The organism is Burkholderia puraquae (genome assembly GCF_002099195.1).
GTDB classification, from domain to species: domain Bacteria; phylum Pseudomonadota; class Gammaproteobacteria; order Burkholderiales; family Burkholderiaceae; genus Burkholderia; species Burkholderia puraquae.
Genome location: NZ_NBYX01000002.1, coordinates 516,490 through 540,279, shown reverse-complemented (window position 1 = coordinate 540,279; position 23,790 = coordinate 516,490). Strand labels below are relative to the sequence as shown.

The 23,790-nt window shown below is 66.7% G+C and carries 23 protein-coding genes and 1 pseudogene; 12 read left to right on the top strand and 12 right to left on the bottom strand.

The annotated features are described in order from the left end of the window. Positions 1 to 22 precede the first annotated feature (22 nt). Both B7G54_RS06815 and atsR read left to right on the top strand, forming a co-directional pair. The gene (locus B7G54_RS06815; RefSeq protein ID WP_085038380.1) at positions 23 to 526 is read left to right on the top strand and encodes a putative pterin-binding protein; all 504 of its coding nucleotides are present in this window, start codon (positions 23 to 25) and stop codon (positions 524 to 526) included. Continuing rightward, entirely contained in the window at positions 523 to 2,343 is a 1,821-nt protein-coding gene (gene atsR / locus B7G54_RS06810) for a hybrid sensor histidine kinase/response regulator AtsR (RefSeq protein WP_085038379.1), read from the top strand. Before B7G54_RS06815 ends, atsR begins: the two co-directional genes overlap by 4 nt. Before the next feature lie 44 nt (positions 2,344 to 2,387). On the opposite strand, the gene B7G54_RS06805 is transcribed toward atsR, so the two are convergent. Continuing rightward, positions 2,388 to 2,807, bottom strand: coding sequence for a secondary thiamine-phosphate synthase enzyme YjbQ (locus B7G54_RS06805; protein ID WP_046549521.1), 420 nt, complete (start codon positions 2,805 to 2,807; stop codon positions 2,388 to 2,390). 10 nt (positions 2,808 to 2,817) lie between these two features. After that, entirely contained in the window at positions 2,818 to 3,144 is a 327-nt protein-coding gene (locus tag B7G54_RS06800; protein WP_085038378.1) for a thioredoxin family protein, read from the bottom strand. Positions 3,145 to 3,372: 228 nt separating this feature from the next. Here B7G54_RS06800 and B7G54_RS06795 point away from each other — a divergent pair, with 228 nt between their 5' ends. Beyond that, positions 3,373 to 4,074, top strand: a complete 702-nt coding sequence (locus tag B7G54_RS06795) for a flavin reductase family protein (protein ID WP_085038377.1) — start codon at positions 3,373 to 3,375, stop codon at positions 4,072 to 4,074. 294 nt (positions 4,075 to 4,368) lie between these two features. On the opposite strand, the gene gcvA is transcribed toward B7G54_RS06795, so the two are convergent. After that, the gene (gene gcvA, locus B7G54_RS06790) at positions 4,369 to 5,301 is read right to left on the bottom strand and encodes a transcriptional regulator GcvA (protein WP_175130449.1); all 933 of its coding nucleotides are present in this window, start codon (positions 5,299 to 5,301) and stop codon (positions 4,369 to 4,371) included. 138 nt (positions 5,302 to 5,439) lie between these two features. Here gcvA and B7G54_RS06785 point away from each other — a divergent pair, with 138 nt between their 5' ends. The 5 genes from B7G54_RS06785 to B7G54_RS06765 all read left to right on the top strand — a co-directional run bounded on the left by B7G54_RS06785 (position 5,440) and on the right by B7G54_RS06765 (position 9,802). Continuing rightward, complete coding sequence (locus tag B7G54_RS06785; RefSeq protein ID WP_085038375.1) at positions 5,440 to 6,651, top strand: MFS transporter; 1,212 nt, start codon at positions 5,440 to 5,442, stop codon at positions 6,649 to 6,651. Between the two features lie 5 nt (positions 6,652 to 6,656). Then, positions 6,657 to 7,553: an oxidoreductase gene (locus B7G54_RS06780; protein WP_085038422.1), complete on the top strand. Its 897-nt coding sequence runs from the start codon at positions 6,657 to 6,659 to the stop codon at positions 7,551 to 7,553. 135 nt (positions 7,554 to 7,688) lie between these two features. Further along, on the top strand, positions 7,689 to 8,021 hold the full coding sequence (locus B7G54_RS06775) for a DUF2322 family protein (protein ID WP_085038374.1): 333 nt from the start codon (positions 7,689 to 7,691) through the stop codon (positions 8,019 to 8,021). A 69-nt stretch (positions 8,022 to 8,090) separates the two neighbouring features. Beyond that, the gene (locus tag B7G54_RS06770; RefSeq protein WP_085038373.1) at positions 8,091 to 8,960 is read left to right on the top strand and encodes a hypothetical protein; all 870 of its coding nucleotides are present in this window, start codon (positions 8,091 to 8,093) and stop codon (positions 8,958 to 8,960) included. 209 nt (positions 8,961 to 9,169) lie between these two features. Further along, positions 9,170 to 9,802: a LysE family translocator gene (locus B7G54_RS06765; protein ID WP_085038372.1), complete on the top strand. Its 633-nt coding sequence runs from the start codon at positions 9,170 to 9,172 to the stop codon at positions 9,800 to 9,802. Between the two features lie 114 nt (positions 9,803 to 9,916). On the opposite strand, the gene B7G54_RS06760 is transcribed toward B7G54_RS06765, so the two are convergent. The 3 genes from B7G54_RS06760 to B7G54_RS06750 form a co-directional block, all read right to left on the bottom strand. Continuing rightward, a complete protein-coding gene (locus B7G54_RS06760) occupies positions 9,917 to 10,651 on the bottom strand; it encodes a YebB family permuted papain-like enzyme (RefSeq protein ID WP_085038371.1) in 735 nt (244 codons plus the stop codon). Positions 10,652 to 10,788: 137 nt separating this feature from the next. Next, a complete protein-coding gene (locus B7G54_RS06755) occupies positions 10,789 to 11,358 on the bottom strand; it encodes a hypothetical protein (protein ID WP_085038421.1) in 570 nt (189 codons plus the stop codon). Between the two features lie 235 nt (positions 11,359 to 11,593). Next, positions 11,594 to 12,052, bottom strand: coding sequence for an Lrp/AsnC family transcriptional regulator (locus B7G54_RS06750; RefSeq protein WP_006486309.1), 459 nt, complete (start codon positions 12,050 to 12,052; stop codon positions 11,594 to 11,596). 124 nt (positions 12,053 to 12,176) lie between these two features. Between B7G54_RS06750 and B7G54_RS06745 the strand changes: the two genes are divergently transcribed. The 3 genes from B7G54_RS06745 (at position 12,177) to surE (ending at position 14,172) form a co-directional block, all read left to right on the top strand. Further along, on the top strand, positions 12,177 to 12,911 hold the full coding sequence (locus B7G54_RS06745; protein WP_085038370.1) for an AzlC family ABC transporter permease: 735 nt from the start codon (positions 12,177 to 12,179) through the stop codon (positions 12,909 to 12,911). After that, entirely contained in the window at positions 12,904 to 13,212 is a 309-nt protein-coding gene (locus B7G54_RS06740) for an AzlD family protein (protein WP_085038369.1), read from the top strand. Before B7G54_RS06745 ends, B7G54_RS06740 begins: the two co-directional genes overlap by 8 nt. Before the next feature lie 180 nt (positions 13,213 to 13,392). Continuing rightward, entirely contained in the window at positions 13,393 to 14,172 is a 780-nt protein-coding gene (surE, locus tag B7G54_RS06735; RefSeq protein ID WP_085038368.1) for a 5'/3'-nucleotidase SurE, read from the top strand. A 199-nt stretch (positions 14,173 to 14,371) separates the two neighbouring features. Here the strand turns inward: surE and B7G54_RS06725 are convergent, their stop codons facing one another. Further along, a complete protein-coding gene (locus B7G54_RS06725; protein ID WP_085038367.1) occupies positions 14,372 to 15,193 on the bottom strand; it encodes an SDR family NAD(P)-dependent oxidoreductase in 822 nt (273 codons plus the stop codon). A gap of 14 nt (positions 15,194 to 15,207) precedes the next feature. Further along, the gene (locus tag B7G54_RS06720; RefSeq protein ID WP_106408945.1) at positions 15,208 to 16,434 is read right to left on the bottom strand and encodes an MFS transporter; all 1,227 of its coding nucleotides are present in this window, start codon (positions 16,432 to 16,434) and stop codon (positions 15,208 to 15,210) included. Between the two features lie 227 nt (positions 16,435 to 16,661). Between B7G54_RS06720 and B7G54_RS06715 the strand changes: the two genes are divergently transcribed. Then, a complete protein-coding gene (locus B7G54_RS06715; protein ID WP_085038365.1) occupies positions 16,662 to 17,336 on the top strand; it encodes an ArsR/SmtB family transcription factor in 675 nt (224 codons plus the stop codon). A gap of 56 nt (positions 17,337 to 17,392) precedes the next feature. On the opposite strand, the gene B7G54_RS06710 is transcribed toward B7G54_RS06715, so the two are convergent. The 4 genes and pseudogenes from B7G54_RS06710 to B7G54_RS40095 form a co-directional block, all read right to left on the bottom strand. Beyond that, positions 17,393 to 20,074, bottom strand: a complete 2,682-nt coding sequence (locus B7G54_RS06710; protein WP_085038364.1) for a GH92 family glycosyl hydrolase — start codon at positions 20,072 to 20,074, stop codon at positions 17,393 to 17,395. 67 nt (positions 20,075 to 20,141) lie between these two features. Beyond that, complete coding sequence (locus B7G54_RS06705; RefSeq protein ID WP_085038363.1) at positions 20,142 to 22,613, bottom strand: GH92 family glycosyl hydrolase; 2,472 nt, start codon at positions 22,611 to 22,613, stop codon at positions 20,142 to 20,144. Between the two features lie 328 nt (positions 22,614 to 22,941). Further along, entirely contained in the window at positions 22,942 to 23,409 is a 468-nt protein-coding gene (locus B7G54_RS06700) for a cupin domain-containing protein (protein WP_085038420.1), read from the bottom strand. A gap of 126 nt (positions 23,410 to 23,535) precedes the next feature. Continuing rightward, a pseudogene (locus B7G54_RS40095) lies at positions 23,536 to 23,679 on the bottom strand (Zn-dependent hydrolase); the annotation flags it as partial. Positions 23,680 to 23,790 lie beyond the last annotated feature (111 nt).

Sequence of the window (23,790 nt, the reverse complement as noted above, 5' to 3'; positions counted from 1 at the left end):
ACAACACGACCGAGGGCAAGACATGCGAATTTCGACCATCTGGACCAAGGGCCTGCTGACGGCCTGCCTGCTCGGCATGGCCGCCGCGACGTGGGCCGCTTCGTCGTTTACATTCACCGTCGACGGCAAAATCGACAAGCACAACCAGCAGGGCAAGACGGCGTACGTGTTTTCCGAGCAGGCGCTGATGGCGCTGCCGCAGCACACGATCGTCACGTCGACGAGCTGGACGCCGAAGGCGACCTTCACCGGCCCGCGCCTGTCCGATATCCTGAAGACCGTCGGCGCGCACGGTACGCAGATCGAGTTCCGCTGCATCGACGAGTACACGTTCACGATTCCCGTGTCCGACGCCGATCGTTACGGCGTGATCCTCGCGCGAACGATGAACGGCAAGGTGCTCGGCAACGACAACTACGGCCCGCTGTGGATCATGTACCCCCGCGACCAGTATCCCGACGAACTGAAGACGCCGCTCGGCGAAGCCAAGTTCGCGTGGCAGATCATCGGCCTGACGGTGAAATGAAGCGCCGGCGATGGAAAAATAGAAAAATCATCCTGGTCCTCGGCTCGCTGTGGATCATGGGGTTCGCCGCATGGGCGTTCCTGCTGTGGGACCTCCTCGCCACCTCGGTCAACGAGGGCGTGCTCGAAGGGCCGCGCGAAGGCGTGTTCTGGACTGCCGCGCAATACCGGAACGTCTATACGCGGTTCGACCGGCAACTGATCCTCTACGCGACGCGCGAGGACGACGATTTCAATCACGTACAGATGCAGCTCGACAGCCTGTCGGTGTCGTTCGGCTTTCTGCAGCGGCCATCGGAAGTGTCCGAATACTGGCTGCGCATCCCGCGCGCGCGCAACGAGATCGACGCGCTCGGCGAATTCATGACGCGCCTGAAGCGCGAAGTGCCGTTGCTGCGCGACTCGCCGAGGAACGCGCGGCAGGTAATCGACGAAGTCAATGCGTACTGGCCGAAGGTCAACGGCCTCGCGAACTATTTCCGCGCGATCGAGATGGCGCAGCGCGACTTCACGTTCCATCAGCTGAAGGAAAAGCAGCGCGCGATCCTGATCCTCGGCATCGTGCTCGGCGTGATCCTGTGCGCACTGTTCCTGCTGCTGTTCTATACGATGCGCACGCGTGACGACCTGCTCGAACGGCAGGACGCGGCGCTCGACGCCGAACGCAAGGCGTCCGACCGCGCGTTCGAAATGATCGAGGCGAAAAACGCGTTCCTCGGGATGGTCAGCCACGAGTTGCGCACGCCGCTGCAGGCGATCTGCGGATCGGTCGAAATCCTGCTCGCACGCCCGCAGTCCGACGCGAACCTGAAGACGATCCGGCGGCTGCAGAATTCCGCGTTGTCGCTCGAAGCGCTCGTCAAGGACCTGACCGACTACATCAAGCTGCGCTCGACGAAGCGCCTCGCCGAACGGGAAACCGTCGGCATGGCGTCGCTGCTTGCCGAAGTGCTCGACCCGCTGCGCGAGAAGATCGCGGCCAAGCGGATCGCGGTTGCACAGCAGGTCGAGCCACACGGCCTCGAGATCCGTTCCGATCGCAAGCTGCTGCGCCAGGTGCTGTCGAACCTGATCGAGAACTCGGTCAAGTACACGCTCGGCGGATCGATCGACGTATCCATCACGCTCGCCGACGCGCCTGCCGGCCAGCAATTGAAGATCGCCGTGCGCGACACGGGCGCCGGTATCGCGAAGCCGCACCTGTCGAAGATCTTCGAGCCGTTCTATCGCGCGAACGACGCGGTCGGGCTGCACGTGGACGGAATCGGCATGGGGCTCGCCGTCGTGCGCGAAATCGTCACGACGCTGCGTGGGCATGTGGACGTGCGCAGCACGGTGGGCGAAGGCAGCGAGTTCGTCGTGACGCTGCCGGCCGAAGTGCCCGGCATCGACACCGCCGGCAACGCAGCCGCCGATGCGCCCGCGCTGCCGCACGCGGTCGCGCATCGCGACCGGCGCGCGCTGGTGGTCGACGACGACGACAACGCACGCGAAACGCTCGGCGCGATGCTGTCGGCGCTCGGCATCGACGCCGATCTGTGCGGCACCGGGCAGCAAGGCGTCGCACGCTTCGGTGCAAGCCATTACGACATCGTCGTGCTCGATCTCGAGTTGCCGGACTTGAGCGGCTTCGAGGTCGCGCGGAGCATTCGCGCGGTTGCAGTACCCGACGACGACGGCCGGCATCCGGCGATCCTCGGTGTCAGCGCGTATGAATCGGCCGCGCTGCGCGAGAACCAGCAGGTATTCGACGCATTCCTGCCGAAGCCCGTCCACCTGCGCGAACTCGGCGCACTCGTCGAGAAGCTGCTCGCCTGAGCCGGCGCGCCGGCGATGTGCCGCTTGCTGCCGCGTGCGCCCGCTTACTCGCCGATCAGATGCAGCACGATATCGCGCCGGTGTGCCGCGCGGCGATGCTCGAACAGGTAGATTCCCTGCCACGTGCCGAGCACCATGCGCCCGTGCTCGACCGGGATCGACAATTGCACCTGCGTGAGCGCCGTGCGCAGATGCGCCGGCATGTCGTCGGCCCCTTCGGTGTCGTGCTCGTAGCGCGTGGCGTCCTCGGGTGCGAGCGTCGCGAAGTAGCGTTCGAGATCGCGCTGCACGGAAGAATCCGCATTCTCCTGGATCAGCAGCGACGCCGACGTATGGCGGCAGAACACGGTGAGCAGGCCGGTGCGGATCGCTTGCTGGTCGACGAATGCGCGCACCTGCATCGTGAATTCGACGAGGCCGCTGCCGCGCGTGTCGATGCCGATGTGCGTGATCGCCTGTTGCATCGTCGTCACCTCAGGCCAGCGCGGCGAAGCCGTCCGTTTCGATCTGCTTCGCATCGGCAGGGCGCACGACGCGTGCGACTTCGACGCCGTCGCGCATGAACACCAGCGTGGGCCACAGCTTCACGCCGAACGAGCGCCCGAGCGGGCGGCCCGGGCCATCCTCGATCTTCAGGTGCCGCACGGCAGGATGCGCGGAAAACGACGCCACGATCGCCGGCTGCGCGCCCGCGCAGATCCCGCACCAGTTCGCGCCGAATTCGATGACGGTTGCGCCGCCCAGTGCGTCGACTTCCGCGCGCGTCGGCGCGTTGGCGGTGTAGCGTTGCTCGGTATCCATCAGGCCCTCGTGTGCGTTGGCGGAACATGGCAGCACGCGCCTGTGTGATGCAGCGGATGCGGCCTGCGATCTCTTACTGTAGCGGAAAAGCGCGCGCGGTGCCGGCGGGTTCGGCCGACGCACACGCCGCCTCCGCGCCCCTTCCGGAATGACACGACAAGATTCGGAGCGCCGCGCCGCCGCGACAGGATCAGCATGCGGACTGATCCCTCACCGAAGGCGCCGACCATGAATGCCCCGCATTGCGTCACCGAACCGAACATCCTCTATTTCGGCACGCCCGTCGTGCTGGTCAGCACGCTGAACGAGGATGGCACGGCCAATCTCGCGCCGATCTCGTCCGCGTTCTGGCTCGGCTGGCGCGGCGTGATCGGCATCGCCGCCAGTTCGCAGACCACTCGCAACCTGCTGCGCACCGGCGAATGCGTGCTGAACCTGCCGTCGTCGGCGCAAGCGGATGCGGTCGACCGGATCGCGCGCACGACGGGCACCTACCCGGTGCCAGACGGCAAGCGCGCGAAGGGCTACGTGTACGAACCCGACAAGTTCGGCACGGCCGGGCTCACCGAAGCCGCGTCGCAAACCGTCGCGCCGCCGCGCGCGCTCGAATGCCCGGTGCACATGGAGGCGGTCGTCGCGGCCGCGCACGGGATCGGCGAGGAGGCGCCCGACGTGCGCGGCAACATCCGCGTGTTCGAATTGCGCATCCGGCGCGTGCACGTGCATCCCGACCTGCTGATGGACGGCCACGCGGACCGCATCGATCCGGACAAGTGGTCGCCGCTGATCATGAGCTTCCAGAAGTTCTACGGGCTGGCGCCGGGGCAGGTGCATGCGTCGCGGCTCGCCGAGATTCCGGAGCGCGCGTATCGCAGCCCCGACATCGAGCGTGCGCGTGAAGCGGGCGTGTTGACCGGCACCGGCCGGTAACGAAGCGCCGAGGGGGATGCCGGGGAACCCGGCGCTTCGTCGCGCCTCCGCCGGCGGTGTCGATGCAGCTGGGCCGTCCCGGCACCGCCTCGTGCTGCCGGCCCTGTGCATCGCCGTGCCGATCGCGCGGATCGACACCGCGATCGTCGATCGCTCGACCGAACCGATCGGCACCGCGTTCGGCGCGCGTGTCGGTGCGCTGCCATGGGTCATCGATGCGTACAGCCTCGCGCATGCGGTGCTGTCGCTCACGGGTGAGCCTGGAAGTTGTGCCGCGTGGCCCGATCTGCGAGCCTATCCAGCCTCTCGGCTCGCCATGCCTTCCATCCATTCCTCGAACGCGGACACCGCGGCATCGTCGGCACGATCGGCGTTCGTCACCAGCATGTAGTCGTCGGCGCGCCATACAGGCGATGCGATCGGGCACACGAGGCGCCCCTCGGCGAGATCGCGCCCGATCAGCGGCAGGGATGCCAGGGCCACGCCGAGCCCCTCGATGGCCGCGCCGAGCTGCAGATTCACATGATCGAATTCGACATGGCGCGCGGCCCGCAGATCGGATGCTCCGGCTTCCCGCAACCAGTGCGACCAGGCAGAGCGCGTCGTGGCCGAATGCAGCAGGACGTGATGACGCAGGTCGGCCACGCTCTGTATCGGATGCTGGCGCAGCAATGCGGGATTGCAGGCCGGCACGCGCAGGTCGGGCATCAACGTGCGCGACACGACGCCCGCACCTTGCTCGGGACCGGAACGCACACCGATATCGAAGGCGTCGGCGACATAGCGCAACTTGCGCGATGTCGTCGACACCCTGACGTCGATTTCGGGGTACCGCGAATGGAAATCGGCGAGCCGCGGCAGCAGCCAGCAAAGCGCAAAGCTCATCGGCACATTCACCCGCACGACGCCCGATATCCGGTGCGTGAACGTGTCGTGGCGCAACCGCACCACCGCGGTACCGAGGCGCTCGAACGCGTGGCTGACGTCATTCAGCAACGCGGCCCCTTCGTCGGTCAGCACGACACCGCGCGGACGACGGTCGAACAATGGCAGGCCGAACCAGTCCTCCAGCAACCTGATCTGCTTGCCTACGGCCCAATGGGTGACATGCAGTTCCACCGCGGCCCTTGCGAAGCTGCCGTGCCGCGCGACCGCATCGAAAGCGCGCAGCGCGTTGAGCGGGGGCAACGCGCCCCAGTGCTTCGCAGCGTCCCGGTTTCCACTCATGACGTGACTTTTTCTCTCCATTGACGCGATTTTAGCTCAATTGAAAATGCTGTCGCCTCGACCATAAAATTGCCCTATCGAGCGCGAAAGCGATACCACCAGCGGCTTCCGCTGACCGCTCGCACGGAGCGAACGACGATGCACCCGCCGGTTTTTTCCCCTCCCGCGATGCAGGAGACTGCGCCACCCCGACGGCGCGTGCTATGGCTATCCTGCGTTGCGCACGCCATGCACGACGGCTATACGGACATGATCTACGCATTGCTACCGGTGTGGCAGTCGGAATTCGGGCTCGACTTTGCGGCCCTGGCGATCCTGCGCGGCATCTATGCCGGCACGATGGCGACGCTGCAGTTGTCCGCGGGGCGTCTCGCGCAACACCTGGGCAGCCGCACGACCCTCGCAATCGGCACGCTGCTCGCCGCGCTCGGCTATGCGATCGCGGGCATGTCGGGCGGCCTGCTCGGTCTGGGCGTGGCGCTGGCGATTTCGGGCGGCGGATCCAGCACGCAGCATCCGATCGCGTCGGGCGCCGTCTCCCGCCTCTACGGACGCGACGCGAGAGGCCCGCTGAGCATCTACAACTTTTCCGGCGACCTGGGGAAATCCGCGCTGCCGGCTGCCATTTCGCTGCTCGTGACCATGATGCCGTGGCGTCACGCGCTATGGATCGTCGCCGGATTGGGCTGCGTCGTGGCCGCCGTCATCGCGCTCTGGTTTCCCGCCGTGCCGCGTAGCGCCGCAAAGACGGCGGCCAAGGAGCACGCGTCCGCCCGACGCAGTGGCGCCGGCGGAAGCGGATTCTCCACGCTGTTTTCCATCGGCGTGCTCGATACGGCGGTACGCATGGGACTGCTTACCTTTCTGCCTTTCCTGCTCAAGGCAAAAGGCGTCTCGCCTCAACTGCTGGGAACGGCCCTTGCGCTCGTTTTCATAGGCGGCGCGGCCGGCAAATTCATGTGTGGCTGGCTGGGCGCCCGCATGGGTATGGTCAGTACGGTGCTGCTCACCGAGGGCGGTACGGCCGCGTGCATCGTCGCCGTGATGTATCTCCCGTTGGCACTGACCATGGCGCTGCTGCCGATTCTGGGTATGATGCTCAACGGCACGTCGTCGGTGCTGTACGGAACCGTTCCGGAGATGTCCGCACCCGAGCGCACCGAGCGGGCATTCGCGATTTTCTACACGGGGACGATCGCATCGGGCGCGCTATCGCCTGTTCTCTACGGTTTCCTGGGCGACAGGATCGGTGTGCATGGCGCCACGTATGCGACCGCGTTGACCGCCCTCGCGATTTTTCCGCTCGCCCTCGCGCTGCGCCCGCATCTGGCGGATGACTCGACAGGATGAACATCATGACGAAGTCTGACTACCCGACCGTCGGCCTTGTCGGCCCGGGCGCAATCGGAACGACCGTCGCCGCGGCCCTTCATGAAGCCGGCCGCACGCCGGTGATTTGCGGCCGCTCGGCGCACGAGCAGTTGAAGTTGCGCTTCGATGGCGGCGAGATCGTCGTGCCCGGGCCCGTACTGACCGACCCGCAAGCAGTCAAGGAAAAGGTCGATCTCGTATTCGTTGCAGTCAAGTCGACGCAGGTGGCGAGCGCGGCACCCTGGGTCTCCGCGCTGTGCGATGCGAATACCGTCGTCTGCGTGCTGCAAAACGGCGTCGAGCAACAAGCCGCGTTCGCGCCGTATGCGGCCGGCGCCACGGTCGTGCCATCGGTCGTCTGGTTTCCGGCGCAGCGCGAATCGGGCGCTTCGGTGTGGCTGCGGGGCAAGCCTCGGCTCACCCTGCCCGATACGCCGGCGAGCAATGTGGTGGTCTCGGCTTTGCACGGCACGCGCTGCGCACCGGAGGTTGCGGAGGATTTCATCTCGCTCGCCTGGCGAAAGCTTCTGCAGAACGCGGTGGCGGGACTCATGGTGCTGACCGGTCGCCGCGCCGGCATGTACTCGCGAAGCGACATTACCGAACTGTCGCTCGCCTACCTGCGGGAATGTCTCGAGGTCGCGCGGGCGGAGGGCGCGAAGCTGGGCAATGAAGTGCCGCAGGAGATCATCGACGGATTCCACGGCTTTCCGCCCGATTTGAGTACGTCCATTCTTGCCGATCGGCAAGGCAACCAACCCCTCGAATGGGACTGCCGGAACGGCGTCGTGCAGCGATACGGACGATCTCACGGCATTCCGACGCCGATCAGCGATCTGGTCGTTCCGCTTCTCGCCGCCGCCAGCGATGGGCCGGGCTAGCAGCAAGGAAACCCGAGCGGATCGGATGGTCGGACCCAGTGCAAGTCGCTCGGTTACGTCGAAAAGTGCAGCCTGGCCGATCGGATAACATACGGCCGGCCGCCTTCCCATGATCAAACCGACGGAGTGTTTTCAGTGATTCAACCGACCCAAGTATTCAAGGACAACCTCGCGCAACTGCCGGCCATCGACGGCGTCGCGCGCATCGATCTCGTCGGCGCGAATGGCGACGTGGTCGCAACCATCGAGAACCAGCCGGGCAAGCAGGGCTCGCTCGCGGTGTACAACTACCTGAAGCAGGCGTTCGGCACGCTCGACGCGAACGCCGCCGAGCACGGCCTCGCGATATTCGCCGAGCATACGGCCGACGCGCGCAACCGTCCGGGCGCGCATCCGAACGTCGATCGTCTGCTGGCGATCGTCGCCGGCGGCGAAGCGCTGCGGATCGACGTCGTCGCGAAAGGCTGAGTCGCCGGCGGCACGCGCGCGGAAAGCCGCGATCGTCGCATTCGTATTCCTCGTCCGGAGACTGCCCGCGTGCCGCGTTTCATTGCCCTGCCGTTGGTCCGCCGTTTCGCTGCTGCCGCCGCGATCGCGGCCGTTGCCTGTACCGCATTCGGCGGCACGGCATCGGCCGGTCCGCTGCGAACGGCCTCCGAGATCGCCGGCGCATCGCTGGTGCCGCTCGGCGTGCTGCCGCATTCGCCGGAGAACGGGTCGCTCGATCCGTTTTGCACGCAATATCGCGCGAAGACGACCACCGCAGCCGGCCGCGAAGTCGCGAAGCGCGACTGGATCGTGACGTCCGAGGCGCCGCTCGGGCGCTACACGGTCGTCACGTTCTCGAGCGGCTTCAGCGCCGGCACGAGCGCGATCTGCTTCGCGCGCAACGGCAACATCGGCGTGTTCGACGGCACGACGCTCGTCGCACTCGGCTATACCGCGCGCAAGGCCGGCTGGCAGCTCGGCTCGGCCGACCGGCTGGACAGCGGCGCGCTGCTGATCTGGGGCGGCGATGGCCCGGCGCCGCCGGTCGGCGAACTGCACGAAGACAACAGCGGCCTGCGGCTGACCCGCGTCGCCGCCGAAAGCACGCACTGCAACGGCCGCGCGGTCGTGCCGAACGTGTACGGCAAGCCGCTCGACGCGGCACGCAGGATCCTGATCGCGCATGGCTGGCAACCGCTGCGCCCGCGCGAAAAACCGGACGCGATGGACGGCGCGGCGACGCTCGCGAAGCACGGCATCATCGAAGCCGAAGCGTGTTCGGGCACCGGGATGGGGTATTGCGCGCTGCGCTACCGGAATGCGGCCGGCGTGCTCGGCGTGACGACGGTCGGCGGCGAACCGGACAAGCCGTCGGCAAACACCGTGATCGATTATCAGGTGGCCTGCCGCAAGCCTTGAGCCGTGCAGCGATCGCCCACGCAAGGCGCGGCACCGGCGTGTGCCGTTGATGCGGCGCCGGGCAGTATCGGCGCGCCAAAGGCAGTGCACGTGCATTGACGATCGGCCTCGGTGGCGCACCGGATCATCGTCCATTCGCTCGATTGACCGGCCTCGCGCGCCCTCCTAAACTGACCTCCCTTTACGCTGCATCCGCAAAAGGGACGCCCATGATCGATCTCTCCACGCTCGCGCTGTTCTCCGGCGCGTGTCTTGCACTGACCGCCACGCCGGGCCCCGACATGCTGCTGATCGCGTCCCGCAGCGTGAGCCAGGGCCGGCGCGCAGGCTTCGCGACACTCGCCGGCATCCAGGCCGGCACCTACTGCCACGCGCTGGCGGCCGCGCTCGGGCTGTCGCAGCTCTTCGTCGCGGTGCCGCTCGCCTACGACGCCGTGCGCTTCGCGGGCGCCGCCTATCTGCTGTATCTCGCGTGGAAGACGCTCCGTTCGGATGCAACCGCACTGTCGCCCGTTGCGTCGCAGCGTCGCCACTCGACCGCGACGATCTTCCGCCAGGGGCTGACGACGAACCTGCTGAACCCGAAGATGGCGCTGTTCGTGCTCGCGCTGTTTCCGCAGTTCGTACGGCCCGAGCACGGTTCGATCGCCGTGCAGATTCTCGTGCTCGCGACGGTGCTGAACCTGATCGGCATCGTCGTGAACGGCGCGGTCATTCTGTCCGCAAGCCGGCTGAGCCAGCGGATCGGCGCGCGCCGCCGCCCGTCGAAGCTGCCGCAGTATCTGCTCGGGTCGGTGTTCGTGGGGCTGGCGGCGCGGCTCGCGGTGGCGGGGCGGAGCTAACACCACCACTCGTCCATCGCGCGTCGCGCGCGCCGGCAACGAATTGCGCACCTTGCCGACTCCGGATTGCCTGAGAACAGTCGGGCTCGCACATCCTCGCCGAAGCCCGCCAGCCTAAGTAACGGCGTCTCCAACCCTCCTGCGCGCCTGACCAGCCGCCCTCATCCGCAGTCGCGGCTGGCCACGGTCACAAGTGCGCGTATCCGCCACAACCCGCAACGCCCCGCTATCGAGCAAACTCGCCGGTGTCACCGTGCGGCGGTGCCACGGAATCCGGCCGAAGTACCAGATCTTCCAGAAGCCGAGCGGATGATCAGGGTTCCGGCGCAGCAGCATGTCGAAGGTCTCGACGTCGCCGAGCACGATCCGCGTCGCATCGCGCACGACCTCGCGCACGAACCGCGAGCAGAACTGCCGGCGCGACGCGAGATTGAACCCCGTGTCGTAGACCACGCCGATCCGGCGCATCGCAGCCGCCACGAGCCGGCGCCGCTGCGCGGCATCGAGCGGCTGCTTCAGCCGCGCGATCACGCATGCGCCACGATCGGAGCGTGCGAGAAACCGCGACATCGTCGTGACTCGCGATAGCGGAAACGTACTCTCCGCTATCAGCGGCTCACCGCCGCGCTCACCGACGACGATCCCGACGTGATTCGTCCACGAGCGCGTCGCACTCGCCACTTCGAGAAACGGCCGCACGGTCACGCGGATGAAGACGATGTCGCCGATCTCCGGCTCGATCGGCAACGGCATGCCATGTGCATCGCGAGAACCGGCGGAGAAGAGACGCCGCCAGCCCGCTTCGGGCGAGCGGTTCATGAGCGGCTGGCAGGGGGTATCGACAACCATACGGGCCTCGCGCGAGTGGATCTGGCGCGAGCATGTCAGCAGCAGCCACGCGCCGCACGCGCTTCTTGCGCGAGGGCGGGTATTCGCGCCGCCGGGTGGCGGATTTCGATACCGGTGCGCGTGCCGCTGCGCTGCCTTCAGCGCGTCGCGCCCAGCGCCACGCGCAGCCGCTCCATCAACTGCGTGTAGTGTCGTAGCACGTCGCCTTTCGGCACGACATTCGCGGTCGCGAAACGGTCGGACCACGCCGGTTTCCATTCATACGAGCCGTGCACGCTGCGGTCGCCGTCGGGCGCCTGGATCAGCGAGCGGATCCGCGCATCGCGGCCCGGGCCCGTATGCATGTCGAACAGCGCGTGGATGTACGTGTGATACGCGTCGTACACGTCGTCGTCGAACAGGTAACGGTAGATGTGGAACGTGCGGTCGAGTTCGCGCTTCGCGCGGATCACGTCGTCCGGCGAGATGTCCTTCCAGTAGCCGATCCACGTGTAGAAGCACAGCAGCGCATTGAGCTGCGGCGCGACCGCGTCGTACAGCGCGAGCCGCTTCTCGATCAATCGCTGGTTGGTCCACTGCACGAGTTCGAGCCGCTTCAGCCGGCGCGCGACGAGCCAGCCGAGACACGCGACCGACAACGGCGTCAGCACGCCCAGCACGAGCTTGACGATTTCCAGCGAATTCCACGGATTGTTGATTGGCTGCATGAATGGCCCGACAAGAAGAAACGCATCCGCGCCGGCGCATGACCCGGCGCGCAGCGCCGCTTGCCCGATTGCGTCGGCATTGACCGTTAGTTGCTTGCGCATCGAACGTCGCGCAACAAGCAACCACTCGGGCGACGGGTTCGAAGCGGCGTGATTCGTCAGTCTATCGGGTGATTGTCACCGAGCCGTGACCGTTCGTCGACCCGTCGTCGCATGGCCACGCACTCCGCTCGCGCTAGGTCGGCAGCGCCGACGTGAGCTTGACCTTCTGCATCGGAATGTCGGTCTTCACGCTCAGCACGCCCGGAATGCGCGTGAGGTATTCCATCTGGAAGCGCCGGTAGTCGTCGATGTCGGCCGCGACGACGCGCAGCAGGAAATCGCAGTCGCCCGCCATCAGGTGGCATTCGACGACTTCCGGCATCTGCTGGACGGCCTCGGCGAAGCGGTTCACCGATTCCGCGTCCTGCCCCTTCAGCCACACCCGCGTGAAGATCGTCAGCCCCTTGCCGACTTTCGCGGGATTCAGCACGGCCACGTATTTCTCGATCACGCCGGCCTCCTCGAGGAGCCGCACGCGCCGCAGGCACGGCGACGGCGACAGCCCGACCTCGTGCGCGAGCTCCACGTTCTGCATGCGGCCGTCGCGCTGGAGCGCGCTCAGGATCCGGCGGTCGATGGCGTCAAGTTTCATTGGCATTCAATTCCAAAAAAATCGCGTATCACGCATTCAATGCCAAATTCTGAGAAAAATCTGGCCACAACGCAACCCGATTCGAGTCAAAAAAGCAGACAATTCCTCCCCCGAAGGAGGAGTAATGAGCAGTAGCGTTTCAACGTCGTCAGGGCTTCGCGACAAGCCCGCCTATGTCGCCGAGATGGGTCGCGGTTTGCGCGCGGCGCTGCCCGTCATGCTGGGTTTCGTGCCGTTCGCGCTCGTGCTGGGCGCGCAGGCCGCGCAGAAAGGGCTGAGCCTGTTCGAAGTGCCGATGATGACCGGCATGAACTTCGGCGGCGGCTCCGAATTCGCGGCGATCCATCTGTGGACGTCGCCGCCGCACATCGCGCTGATCGTCGCGATGTCGTTCCTCGTGAATTCGCGCCACATCCTGATGGGCGCCGCATTCGAGCCGTATATCCGCCGCCTGCCGCGCCGCCGCGCATTCCTTGCGCTGTTTTTCATGTGCGACGAAAGCTGGGCGATGTCGCTCGCCGACGCCCGCGCGCGCTCGGCCACGCACATCAGCGTGCCCTATTACGCGGGCATCTGCATGGGGCTCTACCTGACGTGGATCTCGATGACCACGCTCGGCGCGGCGGTCGGCCCGACGATCGGCAACGTCGAGCAATACGGCTTCGACATGGCGTTCACGGCCGTGTTTCTGGTGCTGCTGCGCGGGATGTGGAAAGGGATGCGCGCGAGCCGCCCGTGGTTCGTGAGCCTCGTCGTCGCAGCGGCCACGCACCTGGCCGTGCCCGGCGCGTGGTACGTCGCGGCCGGCGCCTGCGCGGGGCTGATCGCCGCGCTGCTGTGGGAGCCGCGCGATGCCTGATTTCCCGGATTTCAGCACGGTCGCGACGATCGTGCTGATGGCGTCGACGACGTATCTGTCGCGCATCCTCGGCTACGTGCTGCTGCGCAACCGCACGCTGAGCCCGCGGATGGCCTCGGTGATGGAGAACGTGCCCGGCTGCGTGCTGATCTCGGTGATCGCGCCGGCCTTCGTGTCGACGCGCCCAGCCGACCTGCTCGCGCTGGCCGTTACGCTGATCGCGGCGACACGCCTGTCGATCCTGCCGACCGTCATCGTCGGCGTCGTGTCGGCCGGCCTGCTGCGGTACCTGCTCGGCTGAGCGGTTCCGACCCGCCGCGCACGCCGCGGCACGGCCACCGGCCAACGGGCGCGCGATGCGCCCGTTTTCACATCCGCGCCAACCGCGCGACACGACGATCCTCACGCAGCAATGCTAGCCTTGTGGCTTGCGCCACGCTGCACTCCCCTCTCATTACCCATCTCCGCGAGGATCGTCCCGATGCAAGAAACCCGCCCGCTGTTCGATCGTGTCCTGCTCACCAACGATGACGGAATCGACGCCCCCGGCCTTGACGTGCTCGAACAGGTCGCCACGCAGCTGGCGCGCGAAGTGTGGATCGTCGCGCCGGCGGAAGACCAGAGCGGCACGTCGCATTCGCTGAGCCTGCACGAACCGCTGCGCGTGCATCGCAAGGGCGAGCGCCGCTTCGCGGTGCGCGGCACGCCCGGCGATTGCGTCGCGATCGCGATCAGCCACCTGATGAAGGACGCACGGCCCGACATCGTGCTGTCCGGCGTGAATCGCGGCGGGAACCTCGGCACCGAAACGGTGTTTTCCGGCACGGTAGGTGCCGCGATGACGAGCATGCTGGTCGGCGTGCCGGCCATCGCGCTGAGCCAGGCCTTCACCGATCGCAACGCGGTGCCGTGGGACACGGCGCTCGCGCATGCGCCGGACGTCATTCGCCGGCTCGTTGCCGCCGGCTGGGACAGCGACGCGTGCCTGAACGTGAATTTCCCGCCGCGGCCCGCGCAGGATGTGCGCGGGCTGAAGGTGACGAACCAGGGCGCCGGCACGCTGCAGGGCGTCGAGATCGTGTCGGGGCGCGACCCGCGCGACATCGAGTATCACTGGCTGAAGCTCGCCCGCGCGCCGCGCGACGACGATGCCGATTCGGAAACCGTTGCGCTCGGCGAAGGGTATGTCGCCGTCACGCCGCTGAAGTTCGAGCGCACGCACGATCAGGCGCTCGCGCGGTTGCGGTCGAGCCTCGGCTGATCGCGCACGCCGGCAAGCAAGCGGTCGCGGCGATCGCGCGCGTGGCACCTGCGCGCGGTTGCGCGGCCGTTTCGGCGTTTCGGCGTTTCGGCGTTTCGGCGTTTCGGCGTTTCGGCGTTTCGGCGTTTCGGCGTTTCGGCGTTTCGGCGTTTCGGCGCTTCGGCGTTTCGGCGCTTCGGCGCTTCGGCGTTTCAACGCTTCACGTCAGGTTCAATCCCCCGTCGAGCATCACGATCTCGCCCGTCACGTAGTCGGACGCGACGAGCATCGCGACCGTCTGCGCGATATCGTCCGGTGTCGCCGCGCGGCGCATCGGCGCGCGCTCGCGCCAGAGCTGCTGCGCATCCGTCCAGTCGGCCGTGAGCGGCGTATCGACGAGCCCCGGCGCGACCGCATTGACGCGAATCGCCGGCGCGAGCGTACGCGCGAGCAGCCGCGTCGTGTGATTGAGCGCAGCCTTCGCCGCCGCATAGGGAATCGACGCGCCCTTCGGCCGCACGCCTGCATGCGAGCTGACATTCACGACGCAACCCGCCCGCCCGTGCGACGCCGCCTCGCGCAGCGCGGCCTCCGCCTCGGCGACGAGCCGGAACGGCGCGATCACGTTGATCTCGTGCATCTCACGCCACACGTCGGGCGTCGCCGCGGCAAGGTCGTCGTGCGGAATCACGCGGCTGACACCCGCATTGTTGACGAGCACGTCGAGCCGCCCATGCACGGCCAGTGCATCGCGGATCAACCGCACGCGTTCGGCATCGTCGGCGAGATCGGCCTGCACGTAGGCCGCGCCGAGTTCGCGCGCCATCGCGCGCCCCACGCCGGCCGAGCTGCGCGAATGCAGGATCACCGCGTAGCCGTCCGCCGCCAGGCGGCGCGCGACGGCCGCACCGATCCCCGACGTCGATCCGGTGACGAGCGCGACGGGCCGATGCAGCCGCGACGCGCGCGGCTCGGCAACGGCTTCGGTTTCAGGTTCCGTTTCGGGAATCGGGGCAGAGATCGGCGGAAGCGGCGCGTCCATATCGGGGAACCCTGTCAGTGGCGTTCCCGCATCATAATCGCGACGACGCCCCCTGACGCGAACGTCACGGCGGCCACCACGAGGATCGCAGCGGCGAAGCCGAAGCGGTCGGCCATCAGGCCTGCCGACAACGCGCCGATCGCATAGCCGAGATCGCGCCAGAACCGGTACACGCTGAGCGAGCGCGCCCGCCAGCCGGGCTCGGACGCATCGGACACAGCCGCGATCAGGCTCGGATAGACCATCGCCGTGCCGAGGCCGAGCAGCACGCTCGCGACGAGCCACCAGCGGAACTGCCCGGTGAGCGCGGTCAGCACGAGCCCGGCCGCCTGCACCCACATCCCGGCAACGATCAGCCCCTTGCGCCCCCACCGATCGCTCAGCGGGCCGGTGACGACCTGGCAGCCTCCCCACACGATCGGATAGACGGCCTTCAGGATGCCGATCCGCTCGATGCCGAGCCCGAGCGTCGTGAAGAACAGCGGGAAGATGCCCCAGCTCATCCCGTCGTTGAGGTTGTTGATCATCCCGGCCTGCGACGCCGCGAACAGGTTGCGGTCACGGAACGACGTGAGCATGAAGACTTCGCGGAACGACAGCGCGGACGCGCCGGCCGGCTGGCCGCTTTCCAGCCGCACATGCTCGCGCGTGTCGCGCACGACGAGGATCGACAGCAGCAGGCCCGCGATCGCGTAGAACACGCCGAGACAGATCGGCGCCGGCCGCAGCCCGTAGCGGCTCGCGAGATAGCCGGTCAGGAACGCGGTCGCGCCCACCGCGAAATAGCCGGCGAATTCATTCAGGCCGACCGCGAGCCCGCGGCTTTTCGGGCCGACGAGATCGACCTTCATGATCACCGTCATCGACCACGCGAACCCCTGGCTGAGGCCGAGCAGCACGTTCGCGGCGATCACCCATTCCCAGTTCGGCGCCGCGATGATCATGAACGGCACGGGCAGGCCGAGCAGCCAGCCGGCGATGAGCACGCGCTTGCGCCCCCACGTGTCGGCGAGCTGGCCCGACACGAGGTTCGCGAACGCCTTGACCAGCCCGAAGCTGACGATGAACGACGTGATCAGCACGGTCGATTCGAGATGGAACTGCTCCGAACCGATCAATGGCACGACCGTGCGCTCGATGCCGACCATCCCGCCGACGAACGCGTTGACCAGCACGAGCAGCGCGAATTGCCGCCAGTTCTCGCGCAGGCCGAGCGCCACTGCGCGCCCGCCGGGCGCCATCGCTACGTTTGCCATCGCGTCAGCCTCCCGCGACGCGCCGACAAGCCGCCCGATCGGCGACCGGATCGACCACCGCGCCGGTCGCCTTGCCGCCACAGCCGAACAGGTATGAAATGCCTCCCGTATCGGGAGGCCGGAATGGCCTGAGGATCATCGGATTTGCCCCTGTCCCGCCGATGCGGTAACATTCAATCAATTTGATGAATGATTGATCGAGGAGAGGCCACGTGTCAAGCACGGGACCCAAGCAAGCGATTTATGCGAGCCTCGCCGAAGTCGCGCAGGCGATCGGCCATCCGAACCGGCTCGAACTGCTGGAGCATCTCGCGCAGCGCGAACGGTCGGTCGAGGAACTGACGGCACTGTCGGGGATGACGTTCGCGAACACGTCGCGGCACCTGCAGATCCTGCGGCGCGCGCGCCTCGTCGATACCGAGCGGCGCGGCAAGCACATCGTGTATCGCCTCGCCGGCGACAGCGAGGTCGTCGTGCTGATGAAGGCGCTCGGCCGCGTGGGCGAGCGCAACGTCGCCGAGGTCAACAAGGTGATGGGCGACTACTTCCATGCGCGCGATGCACTGGAGCCCGTGTCGCGCGACGAGCTGACCGCACGGCTCGCGGACGGCCTCGTCACGCTGCTGGACGTGCGTCCGCACGACGAATTCGCGCAAGGCCACCTGCCGGGCGCGTTGAGCATTCCGCTGCCCGAGCTCGACGCACGCATGAGCGAGTTGCCGGCCGGAACAGAGATCGTCGCCTACTGCCGCGGCCCGTACTGCGTGTTTGCGGTCGAGGCGGTCGCCGCATTGCGCGCGCACGGCTTCAAGGCCGCGCGGCTGGAAGACGGATTTCCGGAGTGGAAAGCGGCCGGCCTCGCGGTCGAGACCGGCGCCGCCGGATGAACCAACGCGGCCCGCGTCGATGCGGGCCGCTTGCCGTTGCCTGCTGGGGCCTGCCGCTACTTGCCGGCCATCGCCAGCGACGGCGCGAGCGCACTGTTGGGATCCTGCCCGTTCCACGTGCTGACCCATGCGTCGTTCGGCGTCGACCCCATCACGAAGTCGAGCGTGCCGCCGGCCTTCATCTCGTCGTACGTGACGTACGGCCGATGCAGCGGCGTGCCGTTCAGGCTGACCGACTGGACGTAGCGATTGACCGATGACGGCGCGCCGCCGCCGGCCGTATGCGCGGTCACCTTGAAGCGCCGCGTCGCGCCAAACTTCAGTGCTTTGCCGTCCCCGCCTCCCGACGTGACCGGGATGTCGATCGTCGCTTCCTCGAACAGCGGCGCGCCGAGGTAGAACACCCCGCCCACCGGATTCAGCGAATAGATGCCGAGCGCGGACAACACGTACCACGCGGACAGCTGCCCGCAATCGTCGTTGCCGGGAATCGCCGAATCGCGCACGCGGCGCGGGTCGGCCAGCGCCGCCTTCAGGCTGTCGCCGCTCAGGAGTGCGCGATCGCCGGCCGTCAGCGTCAGCGCGTACATGTCGTCCATCACCGCGCGCACACGGTCCTGCGTCTTCGACGGCATGCCCGCGACGTCGTACAGGTACGGCAGGTGGTTCGCCGGCTCGTTCCCCGCGAAGAACTGGCCGCTGCGGCCGGTCAGGTCCGGAAAGCCCTGGTTGTGGAGGAAGGTCAGCGGGTTGGCCGGATCGAACGTGCGATCGAGCTGCGCGATGAACTGGCTTTTCCCGCCGAGCAATGCAACGAGGCCGGGGAAGTCGTGGAAGATGTTCCACGTATCGACCCATGAATTCGATTCGGAGAAGTCCGTCTTCTCCGCCGCCGTCGGGTCGAAGCCCGCCACCCAGTTGCCCTGCGAATCCTTCGGCTGCGAGAACCTCCAGCCGTTGTTCAGCGCCGGGTTGAACACGTTCCGGTAGTTCTGGCTGCGTTGCAGGTAGGGCCGGTAGTCGGCCGTGCTCTTGCCCGCCGCCTTGCCGACCGCGGCCGTCGCCCAGTCGTCGAACGCGTAGTCCTGCGTCGTCGACACCGATGCGTTGTCGCCCGCGTACACGTAGCCGCTCTGGCGATACTGATCGAAGCCGTGCGCGCTCGCGCTCTGCGTGGTGGTCAACGCGGTCCAGATGTCGTCGATGCCCGCGCTCGTCAGGTGCTTCAGGTATGCATCGGCGATCAGCGGGATCGACGGGTGGCCGGCCATCGTGAAGGTTTCCGTTTGCGCCAGCGGCCATACCGGCAGCTCGCCCTTGCCGTTCTGCTTGAACTGCGTGAGCAGCGACTTCACCCAGCCGTCGACGCGCTCGGGTTGCACCAGCGTCATCAACGGCGACTCGGCACGGAAGGTGTCCCACAGCGAGAACGTCGACGAATAGTCGAAGCCCGGATTCGGATGCTTGCTCGTCGTCGGCGGCGACGTCGTGCCGTCGTTGGCCGAATCGGTGCCGACGTAGCTGCCGTCCGCATTGTTGTAGACGGTCGGGGCGAGCATCGTGCGGTATAGCGACGTGTAGAACATCGTCCGCTGGTCGGCGCTGCCGCCCTTGATCCGGATCCGGTCGAGCGCGGCGCTCCACACGCGCTCCGCCGCACCACGCACCTGGTCGAAAGACTTCGCACCGACTTCCGATGCGAGATTGGCCTGCGCATCCGCGATGCTCGACGGCGAGATGCCGACCTTCACCGTGACCGCGCCGCCGTCATTGCCGTCGGCGAACGTCAGGTACGCCTTGAAGCCGTCCGCGCTGAACGCGACGTGCTTCGTATCGAACGGCTTCGAGAAACGCGCGACGAAATACGTCGGCTTGTTGTTCGCCCAGTTGTTCGTGAACTGCCAGCCGGCGATCGTCTGTGCATCGACGACCTGGATCTTGCCGCTCGCGGTCGAGCCGCCGATCGGGTTGTCGATGCTGACGATCATGCTGCGCTTCTGCGCGGCCGCGCTCGGGAAATACGTGTAGCGATGCACACCGGCATGCGCGGTGGCCGTCATCTCCGCGAGGATCTTCGCGCCCTGCACGTTCCACGGCGTGTTGCCGCTGCCGACCGGCGCCATCTTCACGCGGTAATAGCCGGGGCTCGCGGTTTCGTCATCGTGGCTGAACGACGCGTTGTAGGTGATCGACGCATCGGCGGCGACCTTCGCCAGCGTCGCGGTGTCGACCGGCGCGAGCGTCGGCAGGAACCGCACTTCGCCGCCCGAGCCGATGCCGGTGCCCGACAGGTGCGTATGCGTGAAGCCGGTGATGAACGGATCGTCGTACTGGTAGCCCGACGTGCGATCCCAGTTCCACGGCAGCGTGTGCGCGCCGCCGGTGGTGTCCGGCCCGAGCTGCACCATCCCGAACGGCACGGTCGCGCCCGGGTACACATGGCCGTGACCGCGCACGCCGCTGCTCCAGTCCGCGTTGATGTCGAGATTCGCGGTGCCGATCATCGGATCGACGCTGTGCAGCACCGACCGTTTGGCTGCGCCGCCGTGTTCGCCTTGATCGTTCTGATCGCCCTGGTCGTTCTGGTTGCCTTGATCGTTCTGGTTGCCTTGATCGTTCTGGCTGCCCTGCGCGTTCGACATCTGCGCGAGCACGCTCGCATCCGTCGAAGCCTGATCGCCCCCGCACCCCGACAACACGGCAAGGCACCCGATACCCACCACATGACGTAGTTTCATCCGTTCGTCCCTCCCTCTCTCTGCGTCGATCCTGTTGGCAAGAACCGCTCGTTGATCTCCCCGACCGTTACGGCGCGCTGGCAGCCTGCGGGAACGACGGCATCGCGGATGCGTCGGTGCCCCACGTCGCGGCGCTCGCGTCGGCCGTCATCGCGTACGACAGCTTCCCGCCCTGTGCGATCTGCTCGAACGGCAGCCACGCGGTCGGGTAAGGCGCACCGTTCAGCTTCAACGACTTCACGTAGAACGACGCGCTGTCGCCCGAGCCGGCACCCGGCGCGACGATGTGCAGCAGACGGTAGCTGCCGTCCTTCTGCCCGACGCGCACCGTGATCTTCTCGAACTGCGGGCTCGACAGCGCGACGCCGCTCACGCCCGGCACGACCGGATAGAGACCGAGCGCGGCCCACACGTACCAGCCCGAGATCGCGCCGAGATCGTCGTTGCCCGGCAGCCCGGCCGCGCCGGTGCCGAACTCGTTCGCGAGCGACGCATGCAGCACGCGCTGCGTATGCGACGGCGCACCGGCCCATGCATAGACCCACGGCACGGCCATCGTCACTTCGTTGCCGACGTAGAAATGCGGCTGCACGGTGCCGATGTTCAGGTGCGTGAAGAACGTGTCGAGCCGCTTGACGACCGGCGCGGCGCCGCCCGCCTGCGCGACCACGCCGGCGAGATCGTGCGGCACGTACCACGTGTACTGCTCGGAATTGCCTTCCATGAAACCCGTGCCGTCGGTGACCCACGCGCCCGCCGACGTCTTCGGCTGGATCGCGCCCTGGTCGAACAGGTTTCGCCAGTTGCCGCTCGACTTCAGCAGCGCGCCGGCCGTCGTCGTATCGCCAAGCGCCGCCGCGAAGCGCGATACCGCGAAATCGCGCACCGCGTATTCGAGCGTGTTCGAGGCGGTCTGGTTGTCGCCCGAGCCCGACGACGGCACGTAGCCGAGCCGGTCGTAGTCCGCGCGGCTACCCATCACCGGCGTGCCGGCGCACGCGGCGCCCGGCGCCGTGCTGCGCTTCATGATCGACAGCGCGGCCTGCGTGTCGAAGTTCGTCGCGCCGAACGCATGCGCGTTCGCGACGATGATCGAGCCCGCGTCACCGGGCATCACGGCCGTCTCGGTATTGAAGTACGCCCAGCGCGGGAACGCGCCGCACGCCTTCGCATCGAGCACGAGCGACTGCACGATGTCGCTGGTCCGCACCGGGTCGAGCAGCGCCTGCAACTGGATGAACGAGCGGTCGATGTCCCAGCCGGAGAAGTTCGCGTACATCGTGCGGCCTTTCTCGACCTGACGCGTCGGCGCGGACGGTGCGCCGTTCGACGCATAGAAATCCGGATACTGGCCGTTCACGTCGTTGAACACGTTCGGGTGCAGCGACGCGTGATACAGCGCGGTGTAGAACTTCGTCTTGTCGGCGTCGCTGCCGCCCGTGACCTGGATCGCGTTCAGGCGCGCGTTCCACGCGGCGCTCGCCGCGCTGCGCACCTTGTCGAACCGCCAGTTGCGGTTGCCTTGCGCGTCGGTGTCCGGATTCTCGGCGCGCAGGTTCGCCTTCGCATTCGCTTCGCTGACGAACGAGATGCCGAGCTTCATCATCACGTCCGGGTGCTTGCGGTCGACATTGAACGTCAACGTCACCGGGCTGTTGTTCGACAGCGCCGGCTTCGCCGCGAACGGCTGGCTGAATTCCGCGTAGTAGTACACGGGCACTGCATGCCCGGCCCAGCAGAATCCGCCGCCCGCAATCGTGCCCGACAACGCGCGATCGCCGACCTGGTTGATCGTGTCGCGCGTCGTGCCTTGCGCGCGATTGTTCAGCACGGTCGGGTCGACCGCGATCGTCGCCTGCTGGCCCTGTGCGAGTGCGGGATACGTGAAGCGCGCGAAGCCGGTGCGCACCGTCGTCGTCAGCTCGGCCTTGATGCCGTTGCCGAGCGTGACGCCGTAGTAGCCGGCCTGAGCAGTTTCGTTCGCGTGGCTGAAGCTGGCCGGCTTGCCGGCATCGCCTGGCGCGAGCTGCGGCATCACGTTCAGGTAGCCGCCGTTCGCCCAGCAGCCGGTGCCGCTCAGGTGCAGGATGCTGAATGCGTTGATCGACGTGTCGCCGTACCAGTAGCCGCCGGAGAAGCCGGAGCCGTCGCCCTTGCTGCTGTCGTATTGGGCGGTCGGCGTCATCGGGCTCCATTGCATCATCCCGAACGGCACCGTCGGCCCCGGGAACGTGCCGCCGCCCAGCCCCGAGCCGACCGGGTCGGCCGGCTGGTCGGTCGCGTAGTCGGTGCCGACCAGCGGATTGACGTACTGCGCGACGCGGATGTCGGCGTTTTTCCTAGCCGCTTCGTTGCTGTTGCTGTTGTCGCTTTCGTTGCTGTTGTCGTTGCCGCCGTTGCCGTTTTCGTTGCCCGGCGACTGCGCGGATGCCGACATGTTTGCAGCGACCGCCGACGGCGAATCTCCATCGCCGCCGCATGAAGCCAGGACAACGCACAGCGCCAGCAGCGCCGCCCCCACCCCCCAGTTCCTCGACATCGCCTGTCTCCGTATCGTTCTTGAATCAGGATATTGATTCGAACTACTGAACTTAAAATCAGGATGATTTTTGATGCATTCCACTTGCCCGGCCGATCGGTCGAAAATCCCGGGCGCGTGTATTTATTTCCGTATTCCGGCACCCGGAAAAAGACACGCCGGCATGTAGCAATACCGGCGCCCAGGAACGAACAATGCGCACAAGCGTGCCCAAATAAACGTGTTTTCTCTACCCCGTGTTTTTACGAATTTTTATTTCGTTTATCTAAACAAGAGGTTATTGATTCAGTTTTTATGCGGAATAGGGGATTGGATGCACGATTGACCATCAAGGCTGCTTCGGCAGATCGACATAGTCTTCGAGCTCGCCCGCGATATAAAGCCGCTTGCCGATTCGCGGGTATTCGCAGACGTCGTGTTCGAGCCGCTGCCCGCCGACGAGCAGCTCGAGCGGCGTATCGCCGGTGTTCTGCACCGTATGCGCTTCGCCGCCGCGCGGAAAGCCCAGAAAATCGCCAGCCCCGATTTCACTGGTGCGCTCGCCGATCGTGACCGCGCCCGTACCGGACAGCACGTACACGAACTCTTCTTCGTACAGGTGACGGTGATACTCGGCCGATTCGTGACCGGGCATCAGCGTGAGCAGGTGAACACCGAATTGCGTCAGGCCGGTCAGGTCGCTGAGTTGTCGCTTGAGACGAACGGCATTGGGATTCAGCGAATGCACCGCGCGCGTCGGTTCCATCTTCGCGATATCGGCGGCCTTCAGCAGTTCCCGGGGAAAGGGAGTCGACATGGGGATCTCGCAAGCGTGAATGCTTTGGTTGAACGCTGCGCCGGCGTGGCGCGCGCAGCGGCCATTGTCCGACATTTTCACGCTTGCGGACGTGTTGCAAGCCCCGCCATTGCGCGCGGCTAGCGTGCAATCGGCCAGCAGGTTCGCCAGCACCGACACACCTTGCGCGAGGTGCACCGGATCGGCATCTTCGGCTTCGTTATGGCTCAAGCCGGCCTTGCATGGCATGAACACCATTGCAGAAGGCGCGACGTACGCCGGCCGCACTGCAATTCATCGAGTGCCCGAAGGTGGCGGCCGCGGCGCTCGCGGGCAACGCCGGCGGCCGGTGACGGACCTCGGCGACGCGACGGCGCGAACGATATGCGCCGTTTGCGCACA